This is a genomic window from Sphingobacterium sp. B29, assembly GCF_001952815.1.
Lineage (GTDB): Bacteria > Bacteroidota > Bacteroidia > Sphingobacteriales > Sphingobacteriaceae > Sphingobacterium > Sphingobacterium siyangense.
Window position 1 is genome coordinate 1,809,366 of record NZ_CP019158.1, and the last position, 16,980, is coordinate 1,826,345.

A 16,980-nucleotide genomic window follows, 5' to 3' on the forward strand; every position below is an offset into this window, starting at 1 on the left:
TTTGAGTCAAGAGATAAGCAAGGTAAAAAAGCACAAAAAAAGATAGTATGAAAACTCTCGTAAAAACATTCACATTAGCAGCTTTAATGGCCGTATCAACATTTGCTATGGCAGCTGAAGGACCGGGTTCAAAATCAAACCCGGTCAGCGTTAATCTATCAACCGCAGACTTTGCGCTAGAGCACTATGTCGCCGTGATCACTGAAGGTGAGTCGGCTGGAATAGAACAATTGTTTGCTGAAGATTTTAATCTAAAGGTCCAAACGGGCACCTTAAAGTCATATAGCCGCTATGAAGTGGTTAAATCCTTGAAAAAGCAAAAGAATATCCACCTGGATTGCGCGGTTAGCACAAATGTAGTTGAACAGTCTACAGATTATATGGTGGCCAGGGTTACTTTGAAATTTGAAAATTTCACCAAAACCGATCTTGTTACTTTAGTGCGTGAAGGTAAAGACTGGAGAGTATCCAAATCGATCAATTCCTATAAATAGAAGCTCATAATTTGCGGGCCAGCTCAGTTATACCAAAAGCTGATCCCTAGTGAATAACATGTTTATAAATTTAGTTCAGAAGCCACATCCGGAGATGTGGCTTTTTTTGTCTGCCTAAACCAGAATATCCTTTAATGAGGTCAAAAAGCCTAATTTGACGAATTTACCCCTTAAAATAAGAAGATTATACCCCCCTTCCTCTGTAACGTTTTTGATAATATTGCAAGTGTCAATACGACATTTTATTGTATTGACGATGTTAAATAACCAAGAGTGTTTGCCTAATTAGATGAATACCCTCTCCAAATTATATAAAAAATAGGTGTGGGGAAAGTAAGTTGGCTAAAGCTCAAAAACAGCTAAATAACCAAGTTTAATTATGATGAATTTACCAATCAAAAGTGGATTGTTTGATCCTTGAATTCTTAACGAAACGCAATATTGCTACCTCGTATTGCCATGTTACTCTTCATCAAAATATTATTTAATCACTAAACAGTTTTACTTATGAAAAGGAAAATAGTATTAACGCAGCGCTGGCTTTGTTCTATCTGCTTTTTACTTTTAAGCTTACAGCAGACTTATGCACAGTCAATAACTGTACGGGGCCAGGTTACCGAAAATAACAGGCCACTTGCTGGAGTGACCGTTAAAAATATCGGTTCCACAATGCAGGCGCAAACAGATACACAGGGGAAATATACACTCAGTGCTGCAACAGTCACGGCATTAGAATTTACCTTTCTAGGCTATGCGAAACAGCGCTTTGAATTCAGTCAGCTAAAACAGGTCAGCCAAGGGAACTACGAGCTTAACGTGCAGCTTGATGCTTCCGAAGGAGATGTTTTGGATGAAGTGGTGGTCGTTGGTTTTGGCTCGCAGAAAAAAACAAACCTGACCGGTTCTGTTGCGGTGGTAGATGCCAAGCAGCTGGAAAATAGACCTGTAAGAAATGCTATCCAGGCACTGCAAGGACTGGCCCCCGGCCTAAATATTTCCCAAAACTCGGGAACGATGGAAACCAATCCATCTATTAATATCCGGGGTACAGGTACAATCGGCACATCTTCTTCGGCACCATTGGTCCTAATTGATGGCTCTGAAGGATCTTTGGCGGCATTAAATCCACAAGATATCGAAAGCGTTTCTGTCTTGAAAGATGCTGGTGCTGCTTCAATTTATGGTTCTAGAGCCGCTTTTGGGGTTATTTTGGTCACCACAAAATCTGGAAAGGCTGGACGTACTTCGGTAAATTATAATAATAGCTTTCGTATGAACGCACCGACATTGATGCCTAAGATGATGGACTCTTACACTTTTGCTCAATATTTCAATCAGGCCGAAGTCAACGCAGGCGGTTCACCGCATTTCTCCGCGGAGCATCTACAGCGCATCTTGGATTATCAAAACGGAAGCCTGAAAAATTCGACCATTGTCGATCCGAATAATAAGTTGTATTGGGCTGAAGGATATGCCTATGGTAACGATAATAACGATTGGTTCGACGTCATGTACCGGGATCAGGCTTTTGCCCAGGAGCACAACCTAAGTCTCAATGGCGGAACCGAAAAAACAACCTATTACCTTTCTGGCAATTTCATGAAGCAACAAGGATTGATGGCCTTCAATACAGACCATTACGACCGTTACTCTGTTGCGGCTAAAATCAATTCTAAAGTATCTGACATCTTTCAGGTAAATTACAACGCTAGGTTGGTACGTGAAGACTATGACCGTCCTGCAGCATTGACCAATAGTTTTTACGATGATTTAGGAAGACAGGGCTGGCCAACGCTGCCACTTTATGATCCGAATGGATACTTGTTCAGTTCTCCTTCACCTGCACTTGCCATGAAAGAAGGCGGACAGGATAAATCCAGTAAGGATTACATTTATCAACAGTTACAGCTGATCCTTGAACCAATTAAAGGATGGCGTACAACCGGTAATTTTAACTATAGGACCACAACTCAATTTCGTCACTGGGATTCGCAGCGTCTTTACAATCATGACGTGAATGGTGATCCTTATTTGTATAAAAACTCTTCAAACGTCTACGAATTTGGTTTAAAGGAAAACTATTATAACATCAATATCTTTTCTGATTACGATAAAAGCTGGGGCGACCATCATTTTAAAGTTATGGTCGGTGGTCAGATTGAACATACGGCCTATCGCAATCTCGGTGTGCAACGTGACGGAATCATTATCCCGGATCAACCGGTATTGAATCTGACTTCCGGCACAGATATCAATGGAAAAGCAGTAGTACCTTCTGTATCTGGCGAATATCAAAAATGGGCAACAGCGGGTTTCTTCGGCCGATTGAATTACAATTATGCTGAAAAATATCTATTGGAAGCTAATCTGCGTTATGACGGTTCATCACGTTTCCGTAGCGATAGCCGCTGGGGCTGGTTTCCTTCAGTTTCTGCGGGATGGAACATCGCCAAAGAAAACTTCCTTGTAGAGTCGGCACCATTTATTAATATGCTGAAATTAAGAGCTTCCTACGGAGAGCTAGGCAATCAAAATACCGATGTCTGGTATCCGACTTATGTTACGCAACCAACGGGGACAGCCAATGGTGCTTGGCTGATCAATAATGCGCGACCAAATTCTGCATCGGCTCCAGGCCTCGTAAGTGCTTTATTGACCTGGGAATCTATCAATACGAAGAACTTAGGCGTCGATTTCGCCTTTTTAAATAGCCGCCTTTCTGGGTCTTTTGAGGTCTTCGAACGGAAAACATTTAATATGGTCGGCCCAGCTCCACAGTTACCTAATACATTAGGGACGACAGTTCCTCAAACAAACAACACCGACTTAAAAACAAGAGGATTTGAGGCTACCCTGGGCTGGAATGACCGTACTGCCAGTGGTTTTGCATATGGAGCAAAGTTCCTCTTGTCTGATTATACCACAACAGTAACACGCTATCCTAACGCAATAGGGTCATTATCAAACTATCGTGAAGGTCAAAAGCTGGGTGAAATATGGGGGTATCAAACCCTTGGTATTGCCAAGACAGAAGAGCAAATGAGCCAGCATTTGGCGAGCTTGCCCAATGGTGGACAAAATGCATTAGGAACACAATGGGGGGCAGGAGATATCATGTATGCTGATCTTAATGGAGACGGAAAAATAGATGGTGGAAGCAATACAGAGGCCGATCCAGGTGATCGTCGTGTGATTGGAAACAGCACACCGCGTTACTCCTTTGGATTGAATCTGAATGCGGACTACAAAAATTTTGACTTTAGCATTTTCATGCAAGGTGTCATGAAACGCGATTATTGGCAAGGGGGCTACTATTTTTGGGGCGCAACTTCAAAATGGTGGTCAACGGGCTTGGTCGATCATCTTGATTATTTCCGTACTGCAGATAATCCCCTGGGTGAAAATCTTGAAGCATATTACGCACGTCCTGTTTTTGGTACTGCTAAAAACCAGCAGACGCAGACGCGCTTTTTGCAGAACGCAGCCTATATCCGCATAAAAAATATTCAGCTGGGCTATACCTTGCCGAAAGAAACAACAAAACGTTTCGGTGTGGAGCGCTTGCGTGTATACGTTTCCGGAGAAAATATCTGGACCGGCTCAAGTGTAGCGGGAATGTTTGATCCCGAAACTATTGATGGCGGAAGCAACGGAACCGTTTATCCATTGACTAAAGTCTGGTCTGCAGGTTTAAGTGTTACATTTTAAGTCGATTCATTATGAAATTCAATAATACTATTTTTAGATTGATGCAATTAGGCCTTGTCGCTTTGGTAGGTCTAGCTTCCTGCAATAAATATTTGGATATTGCACCCCCTTCGTCCATTATACCTGAAGCTTATCTGGATGAGGAGTCACAACTAGCTGCTTATACCGTAAATCAATATGCGGGCCTATTTCCTTCACACGGCAACTGGTCATTTGGCACTTTCGGCATAGACGGAAATACAGACAATATGGCTATTCCAACACTCGATAACAAGTTTATTCCAGGCCAATGGCGCGTAGGATCGAATGGCGGCGACTGGGATTTTTCAAGTATTTATCAGATGAATTATTTTATAAATACGGTGGTTCCCAAATGGAAAGAAAATCGTATTCTCGGAAATTCAAGTAACATTGCACATTATATCGGTGAAGCCTATTTTTTACGGGCCTACGTTTACTTTGGGAAATTACAGGCCTTAGGTGATTTCCCAATTATTCGCAATGTGATGTCGGATAAGGACAAGAATATTTTGGTAGAAGCAAGTAAGCGTTCGCCAAGAAATGAAGTGGCTCGTTTTATTCTTTCTGACTTGGATTCGGCTATTACCTTGCTGAACCAAAGTTCGCCGGACGGCAAGAAACAGCGGATCTCAAAAAATGTCGCGCAACTGTTCAAATCCCGAGTGGCTTTGTATGAGGGTACATGGCTCAAATACTTCAGCGGAACCGCATTCGTCCCTAAAGGACCAAACTGGCCGGGTGCTGCAAAATCATACAATAGCAATTATGCATTCCCGACTGGAAGTATTACCGGAGAAATCGACTACTTTTTAACGCAGGCCATGGAATCGGCTTCTGCTGTTGCTGACAATATTCAACTGGAAAATAATACCGGAATTATAGAATCTGCCAACAACGAGAATCCTTACTTCAGCATGTTTGGCGCAGTAGATATGTCGAGTTATGGTGAAGTATTGCTGTGGCGTCAATATAATCAAAGCCTGGTGACACATAATGTGCCTGTGTATGCACAACGCGGAAATTATGCGGTTGGTTTGACACGCGGCCTTGTCGAAAGCTTTCTGATGTCCAATGGACTGCCTATTTACGCTTCGGGCAGCGGTTATGCTGGTGATAATTACATAGCAGATGTTCGGAAGAATCGCGATGGCCGTTTACAATTGTTTTTAAAAGAACCTGGCCAAAAGAATGTATTGGTCAATATTGGACAGGGTACTCACTACACGCTCATAGAGCCCACTCCGACTGTATACGATACCGATTGGGAACGACGTTACACAACAGGTTATACAATTCGTAAAGGCATTTCATACGACGGTTTACAAACGCTCAACGGTCAGGGATTTACGGGTAGCATTACCTTCCGAGCCACCGAGGCCTACCTCAATTATATGGAGGCTTGTTATGAAAAGAATCAAAATTTAGATACGAAGGCACAGGCCTATTGGCGCGCACTGCGTACACGGGCTAAAGTCGATCCTGATTTCAATGCGACCATTGCGGCAACGCAAATGGATAAAGAAAAGAAAGATTGGGGCGCGTATTCTGCAGGACAGTTTATATCACCAACATTGTACAATATACGTCGCGAACGCAGAAGTGAGCTTATGGCTGAAGGTCTACGTTGGATGGATCTTAAGCGTTGGCGGGCTATGGATCAACTGATTACAACAGCAGACCATTTTGAAGGTTTTAAACTTTGGGGACCGATGAAAGATTGGTATACACCCGAACAATTGATTTATGGTGCTACCAATGACAAATCTGTCGTTTCAGATCCCGCACGGAGTGAATACCTCAGACCATTGGAGATCCGAAGCAATGCCCTGTCTTATACCGGTGTAAAATTTGCCATGGCGCATTACCTCGCACCCATTGCCACAGAGCATTTCCAGTTGGCTTCGGATGACGGAACAGCAGAAAACTCTGTTATTTATCAAAATCCAGGATGGTCACTTATCAGTGGAACTGCCCCAACCGGACTGTAGAAAATATGAAAATAGATATGTGTCATCTCATTATTACACAAATACGAATATATCCCTCTTTTTGACTCAATATCCCCCTTGATCACGCAGAAAAAGGGGGATATTTTTGTTTACTGATCATCAAGAGCTGTTAGCTCAAAGAAACTTAAACTAAATCATGAAAAAACTTTTATCTGTCTGTCTTAGTTTGCTGTCAAGTTGTTTTGCCGCATATAGTCAAGAGCCCATCCCACCACAGTATAAATTGGTATGGTCGGATGAGTTTGATTATAATGGTGCACCCGACACGGCTAAATGGAGTTACGAAGAAGGTTTCAAACGTAACCGGGAAGAGCAATGGTATCAAAAAGAAAACGCTTCCTGTCGTAATGGCCTGTTGGTTATTGAAGCAAAAAAAGAACAACGTAATCATTCAGGTTTTATTCAGGGCAGTCATGATTGGATTGCCGGCCGTAAAAAGATAACCTATACTTCGGCTTCGATAAATACTTTGGGCAAGCAGAGCTGGAAATACGGGATTTTTGAAATCCGGGCGCGTATCCCAGTTGGTGAGGGCCTTTGGCCTGCATTCTGGACATTAGGCACCACCAAAGAATGGCCATCCAATGGTGAAATAGATATCATGGAATATTACCGTGGCAATATATTGGCTAATATCGCAACCGGTACTGACCAACGCTGGAAAGCACATTGGTTTGGTAAGACGAAAGCCGTCAAAGATCTTGGCGGAAAGGCGTGGGCAGATCAGTTCCATATTTGGCGAATGATTTGGAATGAAGACGCTATTACGCTTTATGTGGACGATATAGAAATGCTTCACGTTCCTATGGATCAACTGGTCAATCGGGATGGTACAGGATTCAATCCGTTTACCCAACCGCATTATCTCCTGTTAAATTTGGCCCTCGGCGGAATAAATGGCGGCACGATAGCTGATAAATTACTTCCTGCAAAATATGAAATTGATTATGTCCGGGTTTATCAAAAAAAGGAACATGCTGAGATGCATAGTTTTACGCCAGGGGAAATATGGAAAGACCAATCCGGTCATGTGATCAATGCGCATGGCGGTGGCGTACTTCATCAAAATGGGAAATATTATTGGTATGGTGAGAAACGTGGCGGAACTACGTCCCAGGGAGTCAATGTGTACTCATCCAATGATTTGTATAACTGGAAGTTTGAAGGATTGGCTCTCACACCTAGCACAGATTCTACAAGCGATATTGCTTGGGGCTGTATTATGGAGCGGCCAAAGGTTATCTATCAAGAACAGCTGAAGAAATATGTGATGTGGTTCCATCTTGAGTTGAAAGGGCAAGGCTATGCAGCAGCCAGGGCCGCCGTTGCTACCAGTGACTCTCCGCTTGGGCCGTTTCAGTTTGTCCATAGCTTCCGGCCAAATAACAATATGTCACGCGATATGGGTTTATTTGTAGACACTGATGGTAAGGCTTACCAAATCTATTCATCGGACGAAAACTATGCCTTACGCCTGGTTCAATTAACCGATGATTACCTGCATGTGACAGCGAAAGATTCCTTACTCTTCCGGAATCATAGGGAAGCCCCGGCTTTATTCAAGTACAAAGATAAGTATTATCTGATCACCAGTGGATGTACTGGCTGGGATCCAAATCGTGCAGAACTCCATGTTGCTACAAATCTTTTTGGCCCTTGGAAATCCCTTGGTGATCCAATGCAAGGACCGAATTCGGCTTTGACTTATGGTGGCCAATCGACATTTATCCTTCCTGTCGCAGGAAAAAAGGATTCCTTTATCTTTATGGCCGACCGCTGGAATCCCAAAGATCTTATGGATAGCAGATATATCTGGTTACCGGTTGATCTCCAGAATGAAAAAGTCCAGATAAATTGGAAGGATCAGTGGGATTTAAGTGTATTTCATTAGTTCGATCATATAGCTGTATTTAACCTAGATTCAGTTAAACAAATCAATCTTTTTTGAAATGATTTATTAATCGATAAATAATAAAAAATGCAATCTCTGAATAAATTAGTGCTTATTCTACTCTATAGCTGTGTCTTCACTTTGGGGTATGCGCAATCCAGTATTACCTTGACTTATGAGCGGAATAAAATGCAACAGCAAGATACTGTTGTCCGAAAAGGGATCCCTTGGTTAGATGAAACGATTACCGAAGAAAATCGGCTGCCCATGCATACAGATTTTGTGACCTTTCCGCATACGTCTCAGATCATCAACAGCGATTGGCGTGAATCCTCTGCGTATTTAAGTTTGAATGGTTCCTGGAAATTTAAATGGGTAAATAGCCCTTCAAAACTACCTGCTAACTTTGAATCATTAACTTATGACGATCGTCATTGGGATAATTTTCAGGTGCCTGCAAACTGGGAACTCAATGGATACGGTTTCCCGATGTATACTACCTCCGGTTTTGAATTTACCTATTTAATCGGGAAACCAAATCCACCAATTGTGCCGATGGATTTCAACCCTACGGCTGTGTATCGCCGTGAGGTAGTTATTCCCGAGGATTGGCAGGGAAAGCCCGTAATTCTCCATATTGGGGCAGCCAAATCGAATCTATCTGTTTGGGTAAACGGCCAATATGTCGGGTATGGGGAGGATAGCAAATTACCATCCGAGTTTGACATAACAGCATATTTGAGAAAAGGAAAAAATCTAATTACAATGCGTGTCATGCGATGGGGAGTCGCAAATTATTTGGAGGATCAGGATATGTGGCGCCTTAGTGGAATTACGCGAGATTGTTATCTGCTGGTTCGGCAACCAGTGCATCTACGTGATATTCAATTGTCGCCGACCCTCAATGATGCCTTTGATAAAGGACAGTTAAATACTAAGCTGATCTTTAACCAGGCCAGTCATGGGGATCTAATGGCAGAGGTTACACTTCATAGAAACGGTCGGCTTGTGTCAATTGCAACTGTTAAAGTCGACGGACAGGAAATGGATATTGAACAGACCATAGACCATCCTGAACTATGGTCGGCCGAAATGCCAAATTTATACCAGGTGACTGTTAAACTTACAGACCCTAAGGGCAAACTCAGCGAGATCGTTCCCCAGCAAGTGGGCTTCCGTAGGGTTGAGATCAAAGAAGGTCTGTTGCTCGTTAATGGACAGCCTATACTTGTCAAGGGAATAAACAGGCACGAAACAGATCCCGTTACTGGTCATGTGATCTCGAAAGAAAGTATGTTGCGCGATATACAGCTCATGAAAAAATTTAATATCAATGCTGTTCGTACCAGCCACTATCCCAATGCCGAATATTGGTTGCAGCTCTGTGACCAATATGGATTGTATGTAATTGATGAGGCTAATATCGAATCACATGGCATGGGTTATGACCTGTCCTATACGATGGCCAATAGGCCGACCTGGGAGAAAGCACATGTTGCTCGTGTTGAACGCCTTATTCAGCGCGATCGGAATCATCCTAGCGTAATTATTTGGAGTATGGGCAACGAAGCCGGAAATGGCTACAATTTCTATCGGGCCTACCTCCGGATGAAAGAGCTCGATAAAAGTCGCCCTGTACAATACGAAAGGGCAGTGAATAATTATGGGGAATTAAGATTTGACTGGAATACGGATCTGATTGTACCTATGTATGCAAGTCCATCCGCAATGAAAAATTATGCAGCGCGTAACCCAAAGCCTCAAAGACCCTTTATTCAATGTGAGTATGCACATGCCATGGGGAATTCATTGGGAAACTTTAAGGATTATTGGGACATCATTCGGGCAAACAAAGGAATATTTCAAGGCGGATATATCTGGGATTTTGTGGACCAATGTTTTGTTAAAACCAATGCTAAAGGCGATACGGTATATACCTATGGCGGAGATTATGAACCTAAAGAAGCCATAACGGACTGGAATTATGCTTCCAAAGGAATTTTTTATGCCAATAGAACACCCTATCCACATGCTTGGGAAATGAAAAAAGTATATCAAGATATCCATAGTAGCCTATTGAACGAGAAAAAGATACAGGTTTACAATGAACGTTTTTTTACTGGACTTGAAAATGTTGAACTTCAATGGGAGCTTATTGTTGACGGAAAAAAAACGCAATCTGGTTTAATCAAGCATTTGAATGTGTTGCCTCAACAATCTGCTGTACTATCGATTCCTTATAAAGCAGATATTCCGGGGGAAAAATTTCTGAATCTGACTTATCGATTGAAAAAAGCCGAGGCTTTACTTCCTATGGGGCATCTTATTGCAACTGAACAGTTACCTCTGGGGGGCTCTTTTCAGCCTAAAACAGCTATTTTGGCACAGGGCAAAATCAAGACAGCGCGAAAAGATGGAAATCTGATTGTCACGGCAAAACAGCTACTGATGGAGTTTGACCTTAAATCAGGATGGTTGGCGAAATATCATTATAAAGGACAGGATTTTTTGGATGAACATGCGCTATTTAAGACTAATTTCTGGCGTGCGCCGAATGATAACGATTTCGGTGCCAATACGCCGGAAAAACTGAAACCTTGGAAACTGGTTGCGGATTCGATTGAACTGCTTGAAATTAGATCCGAATTAATCGATAGCCTGGCCTATGTATATGCGACCTACCAGATGCCTCAGGTATATGGGCAACTAGAAATGAAATACTGCATTAATCAATTGGGTGAAATGCGTGTTTCTCAGTCATTCCTTGCCGACACCACAAAAAAGGTTGCAGTTCTGCCACGTTTCGGTATGCAATGGATTATGCCATCTGGCTTTGAGGCGATTAATTACTACGGTAGGGGACCAGAGGAGAACTACATCGATCGTAATTTTGCATCACATGTCGGAATTTATAAGCAGACCGTTGATCAACAGTATTTCCCCTATGTAATGCCACAGGAGACAGGCAATAAGACCGATATCAGATGGATGGAAATAAAAAATAAACAAGGTCGGGGATTGTTCTTTACGTCTGATTCTACATTTAGTATGAGCGCTTTGCATTACTTTGACAAAGATTTGGACGATGGTCTCAAGCGACAACAACGTCATGCAGCTGACCTTGTTAAAAGAAAGCAAACGCAACTTAATATTGACCTCAGACAAATGGGTGTGGGTGGAATCAATAGTTGGGGAGCATGGCCGCTGAATGAATATACATTGCCTTATAAAAATTATACATTCTCCTTTATCATAAAACCAGTCGAATAAATATAACGCCCTGTACAGCAACAGCTGTTCGTAATTGTTGTACAGGGCTTATTTTATTTTTCGGCAATTCAGACTAAGGCCGATCGACATGGAATTCATTCTGAAACGCTTTTCGATACTTTTTGACATAGTCGGAAGGTGTATGTCCAAACAATTTGCTGAACTGCTGTCTAAAGTAGCGTTGGTCGTAGAAACCTGTTAAGTTAGCTACTTCATTAATTTTTGAATCCGTCAATATGAGCATTTCGGCTGCTTTTTTTAGTCGTACCGACCTGATAAATTCATTGATCGATTTGCCTGAAATAGTTTTAATTTTTTTATAGAGTGAAGAATGACTCATGCCTGTTTTTTCGGCAAGACTTATTACAGTCAGTTCTTCCAACAGGTTCTCTTCAATAATCTCAATGCACCGTTCTATCAATAGCTTGTCTGTGATCGGTATCTTTAGCTCATTGGACTGTAGCGTAATCGCTTTAAAGAAAAAGTCCTGAAGGTTCTTCTTGTTCTGTAGTAATGTTTTGACCCGGAGCAACAATATTTCCGAATCAAATGGCTTATGGATATAATCATCGGCACCATATTGAATTCCGGCCAATTTAGTGCTGTCAGAGGTACTTGAGGTAAGTAGGATGATTTGAATATGGTTGAGTGCAGCATTAGATTTTACGGCTTTGCAAAGTGACAATCCATCCATCCCTTCCATGATAATATCACTTATTACCAGATCAGGTTGTTTTTGCTTGATCATATCGAGTGCCTGAACACCATTATGGGCATTATAGACCGAGTATTCTACCTTAAAAATGTCGGTAAGGTAGCTGCGGATAGCATCGTCGTCGTCGACCAATAAGACACTGAATTTTTTGCTTGATATCGCTGTCGGGAATAAGGGAACGGTTTCCGTCGCCACTTGCGAATCGTATAGCATTTGAATTCCCGACTCGTTGTAAAGCGCTACATCTGCCAAAGGTTCTTCGGCTGGGGTTTGTTTTGCTAAGATAGGCAAAACGAGGTCGAATGTTGTTCCCGCTGTTGCTGAACTCGTGTAACTTATTGTTCCGGCGTGCATTTCAACAAAAGTTTTGACAAGGTACATCCCAATCCCGAATCCTGTTTGTTTTTTGGGACCATTGAGTGGATCCGAAAAATATTTGTCAAATATCCTATCGCCAAGATGTTCGGGGATACCTTTTCCCGAATCTTTGATCTGAATGCTTAATTCCCGACTTTGTTGCGATAAGGCAATATGGATAGCACCATTGGAAGGCGTAAATTTAAAGGCATTTGATATGAGATTGCATAAGATGATCTCAATTTTTTCTTTGTCAGCATTGACATAAATCGGATCGGAATTTTCCAGAAACTGGTAATCTATATTTTGCAATTTTGCCTGAGCAGCGAAATATAGAAATATTTCTTTCATAAAGCTTTGGCAGTCAAAAATACTGATTTTGAGCTGTTCGGCACCGTCCTCTGTTTTTCTAAATACAAGCAGCTGATCCACCAAGCTCAACAGTCTTTTGGCATTTCTATGCACAATCTGAAGGGAAGCGCTGTCCTTGGACTCGTTTTTGGTCTTTAGCAGATCTTTAATCGGATTAATAATTAAGGTCAGTGGTGTTCTAAATTCATGCGATATATTTGTGAAAAATGCATGCCTCTTCTCATTGAGTTCTCTTTCTTTCTGAATGGTAAATTTTGAAAGCTGTATCTCGTAATTTAAAGCGATTTGCCTTTTCCGATAGCGCAGATACCATAGTCCTATATAGGCAATAGCCAGCGTGTAAAGCAGGTAGGCCCACCAGCTTCTATACCAAGGCGGAAGAATTTGAATCTCGAGTTTAATCTGTTTATTCGTCCAGTTGCCTTCCGAGTCGGTCGATTGAATATGAAGGATATAAGTGCCTTCATGCAGACCGTTGTAATTTATTGATCGGGTAGACCCTGCATCGTTCCATCCTTTGTCCAATCCTTCCAATAGATACCTGTATTTTATCTTTTGTGGGGAATCAAACTCCAGGGCTGCAAACTCCAGCGAAAAAGTGGATTGATTGTAGGGGAGCGTCAATTTATGAATGCTATGATCTTTTCCAATATCGACCCGGTCGCTCAGGTCGGCAATCTTTTTATTGTTAATTTTAAGGCTTGTGATAGCTAAGGCAGGTTCATAAATTTTCAGTTTAATGCTATCGGCGTCAAAGATGTTAAAACCGTTGTTCCCTCCGAAAAGAAGATGGCCGTCTTTGAGCTTAAGAGCTGCCCCATAGGAAAATTCGTTGCTTTGAAGTCCGTCAGTTTCTTCGTACCGTACAAATTTTTTAGTGGAAGGATCGAACTTCGAAAGCCCATTAAAGGTGCTTAACCACAATTTTCCAGTTTTATCTTCCAAAATATTAAGTACGGCATTGTTGCTCAATCCTTCATTTGTGGAATAATTTTCGACAATCTTTTTTAAACTGATATCAAATGCCAAGAGCCCCTTTCCTTCTGTTCCCAGCCAAAGTCTGTTATTTTTTCCGAGCTGAATGGCACGAACAGGTTTTCCGATTAAATATCTGGAGATTTTTTTCGTCTGCTTGTTTAGCTGTATAATCTCATTGTAATTCCCCATCCAGATATTACCTTTCTGATCATCAGTCATACAATTGATATCATAGATGTCTTCGCTGAATACTTCAAATTGGTCGCTTGTCGGATTATATGTATATACTCTTCCCTCGGAAAATGTCGCTGCCCAGATCTTTTCATCCTGATCCTTAAAAAGTAACTGTATACTGTTATTTAGAACCCCAGTTGGCGTTCTACAAACATAATATTTAAAACCCGAGCCCTTTATGTAACGCGCAATGCCCATTTCGGTTGCGATCCACAATTCTCCATTAGTTCCAGTCAAAAGATGGTTTACCGTATTGTCTGGCAATTGCTGTGGCCCTTTTTGAAATGACTGAACCTGATTGGTCTTGTTATCCCATGCATAAAGACCATTGCCTTCGGTACCAATCCAGATCTTGTTATCATATTCAACAAAAGAACGGACAAATTTGTGCGCCAAGTTAAATCCCGCATAATGTTTCTGCTGTAAATAATTAAATTTATAGCCATTGTTATCAATCGTCTCAATGCCGCCCTTTCCGGTGCCGATCCATATTTTACGCTGGGAGTCTATGTAAACCGTATAAATGGTCTTGCTATTCAGTGAAAATTGAACAGGCTGTAGATTACTTTTGTTTTCTGCATTTCCATGAGATAGGTTAAGTATAAAAATGCCATTGTTTTGGGTGGCTATCCAAAGTTTGTTTTGTCCTTCCAACGTCAGCATATTGATCTGACTCGATTTAAGCTCCTGCGGATACAATGTCGAAAGCATGCCGTCTTTGATTTTCCAAACAAATAATCCTTCGTAATTACCAATAAAGAGTTCACCGCTGTTTGTACTAACCATAGAGGTTGCACTGGTAATAACCTTTGATACAAGATGCAACTGCTGTGTTTTTTTATCGAAAGCATATAATCCGCTTCCCTCTATAAAAACCCATACCCCGCCTGCCGCATCAATATGTGTGGCGGATACATGGTAGTATAAGCTGGATAGGTTCGATTTATAATCTTTAAAAGCGATTTGCATGGCATATGCTTCTTTATGACTTTTGTAAAATAGCCCCCAGCCGTTTGTGCCTATATAAATATTATTGTCACTATCGATTTGAATGGATTTTGTGTCAGCGTTGAGATGATATAACCGTTTCGATTTTTGGTCTCTATAATTTAAACGGGAGAAGGTATCAAAATTTCGGTCGTAGGTTCCAATCCCTTGACCGGTTCCTATCCACAATTTTTTATTGTGGTCTTCTGCTATACAATAGATATAATTATGCGGAATGCTATTTTCGTTATTTAGCTGGTTTCTATAGGTTTTTATATCGTAACCGTCGAATCTGTTAAGCCCGTCGAAGGTACCGAACCACATAAAGCCCTGACTATCCTGAAATATGGATTTCACCGAACTATTGGATAAACCTCTATTCATCTCCTTGGGAAATTGTGCTAGGCTCAGCATACTTGAGTGAACAAGGATGAGAACGAATACCAGGATTAAGGCCTGACGAGAATATGGGAGTCTGTTGAAACTAGGCATGTTAGCAGTTTTGTTCGTATGGTATTTCCGATATCAGGTAAAATTATCGATTTATCCTTATCATAGGTTATTATCTTGAAAACGACTATTTGCAATTGAAAACAGTCAAATTGAAGATTGTATGGCTAAAGATACGATTGTTTTTTAAAATAAGTGTATATTGTACGTTTATATAAAAGGGCCTGTATTACAGCTAACATTGTTGCTTTATAAAGCAAAAAAAATCGAGAAGAAAGTAATGAGTGTATCCATTAAATAGTGTACAAACCAATTTAAAGTAGCTTTTGTGCTCGTTTATCAAAAAATACTATACATCTAAATATATGCGGATCAATTTAATCTTATGTCTATTGTTTGTAGGACATTTTTCATTTGGACAGCAACTGAACAAAGAAACCGTACTTGCTCAGCTAAGTAAGGCAAATCAATACTGGCAGTCTCATCATAAGCCCGAGGTTTGGGCTTTTTGGGATCAGGCAGCTTATCATACCGGAAATATGGAATTCTATAAGATTTCAAAATCAGCGGGCGACTTAAAATATGCTGAGGATTGGGCCAGATACAATGATTGGAAAGGTGCCAAGTCTACCAATACGCAACTTTGGAAATACAACTATGGGGAAACAGACGAACACGTTCTTTTTGGTGACTGGCAAATTTGTTTTCAAACCTATATCGATCTCTATCATTTATCGCCAAGCCCTGAAAAGATTGCACGTGCTCAGGAAGTGATGGAATATCAGATCCACTCCAATAAACAGGACTATTGGTGGTGGGCCGATGGTTTGTATATGGTGATGCCCGTGATGGCTAAAATGTACAAATTGACAGGCAATTCACTTTATCTGGATAAGATGTATGCTTATTTACAATATGCCGATAGTATCATGTTTGATCGGGAAGAGAAATTGTATTACCGCGATGCAAAATATGTCTTCCCCAAACACCAGAGTTTACATGGCAAAAAGGATTTTTGGGCTCGTGGCGATGGCTGGGTGTTCGCTGCATTTGCAAAGGTTCTTCAAGATCTACCTCAGGAGGATAAACATTATACCTACTATCAGGAGCGCTTTAAGGATATGGCGGCCGCTATCATTAATTGCCAACAGCAGGAGGGATTCTGGACTCGAAGCATGTTAGATCCCGAGCATGCTCCCGGCAGGGAAACAAGCGGAACGGCTTTTTTTACTTATGGGTTGCTCTGGGGAATAAATAATGGCTTGCTAAGCGATTTTAAATTTAAAGATGCTGCGGTTAAAGGCTGGAAATATCTTAGTGAGATCGCTTTACAACCCGATGGCAGAATTGGGTATGTACAACCTATTGGTGAAAAAGCTATCCCCGGACAGGTGGTGGATACCAACTCTACAGCTCCTTTTGGTGTAGGTGCGTTTTTATTAGCCGGCTCGGAAATGTATCGTTATTTAGCTCAAAAATAGATTGGATTTGAAA

The 16,980-nt window shown here is 41.4% G+C and carries 7 protein-coding genes; 6 read left to right on the forward strand and 1 reads right to left on the reverse strand.

Features of this window, described 5'->3' with window-relative positions; all coding sequences use genetic code 11:
- The first annotated feature begins 47 nt into the window (after positions 1 to 47).
- The 5 genes from BV902_RS07565 (at position 48) to BV902_RS07585 (ending at position 11,393) form a co-directional block, all read left to right on the forward strand.
- Positions 48 to 494 carry a nuclear transport factor 2 family protein gene (locus BV902_RS07565; protein WP_083663507.1) on the forward strand — a complete coding sequence of 149 codons (447 nt, stop codon included), beginning with the start codon at positions 48 to 50 and terminating at the stop codon, positions 492 to 494.
- Between the two features lie 507 nt (positions 495 to 1,001).
- Positions 1,002 to 4,202 carry a SusC/RagA family TonB-linked outer membrane protein gene (locus BV902_RS07570; protein WP_075991413.1) on the forward strand — a complete coding sequence of 1,067 codons (3,201 nt, stop codon included), beginning with the start codon at positions 1,002 to 1,004 and terminating at the stop codon, positions 4,200 to 4,202.
- Positions 4,203 to 4,213: 11 nt separating this feature from the next.
- Positions 4,214 to 6,211 (forward strand): RagB/SusD family nutrient uptake outer membrane protein, encoded by a 1,998-nt coding sequence (locus BV902_RS07575; protein ID WP_075991414.1) that lies wholly within the window; start codon positions 4,214 to 4,216, stop codon positions 6,209 to 6,211.
- A 157-nt stretch (positions 6,212 to 6,368) separates the two neighbouring features.
- Positions 6,369 to 8,123, forward strand: coding sequence for a family 43 glycosylhydrolase (locus BV902_RS07580; protein ID WP_075991415.1), 1,755 nt, complete (start codon positions 6,369 to 6,371; stop codon positions 8,121 to 8,123).
- A gap of 87 nt (positions 8,124 to 8,210) precedes the next feature.
- The gene (locus BV902_RS07585) at positions 8,211 to 11,393 is read left to right on the forward strand and encodes a glycoside hydrolase family 2 TIM barrel-domain containing protein (RefSeq protein WP_237242014.1); all 3,183 of its coding nucleotides are present in this window, start codon (positions 8,211 to 8,213) and stop codon (positions 11,391 to 11,393) included.
- 73 nt (positions 11,394 to 11,466) lie between these two features.
- Here BV902_RS07585 and BV902_RS07590 read toward each other — a convergent pair whose 3' ends face one another.
- Complete coding sequence (locus BV902_RS07590; protein WP_083663508.1) at positions 11,467 to 15,528, reverse strand: hybrid sensor histidine kinase/response regulator transcription factor; 4,062 nt, start codon at positions 15,526 to 15,528, stop codon at positions 11,467 to 11,469.
- Positions 15,529 to 15,851: 323 nt separating this feature from the next.
- Here BV902_RS07590 and BV902_RS07595 point away from each other — a divergent pair, with 323 nt between their 5' ends.
- A complete protein-coding gene (locus tag BV902_RS07595) occupies positions 15,852 to 16,967 on the forward strand; it encodes a glycoside hydrolase family 88/105 protein (RefSeq protein ID WP_075991417.1) in 1,116 nt (371 codons plus the stop codon).
- Positions 16,968 to 16,980 lie beyond the last annotated feature (13 nt).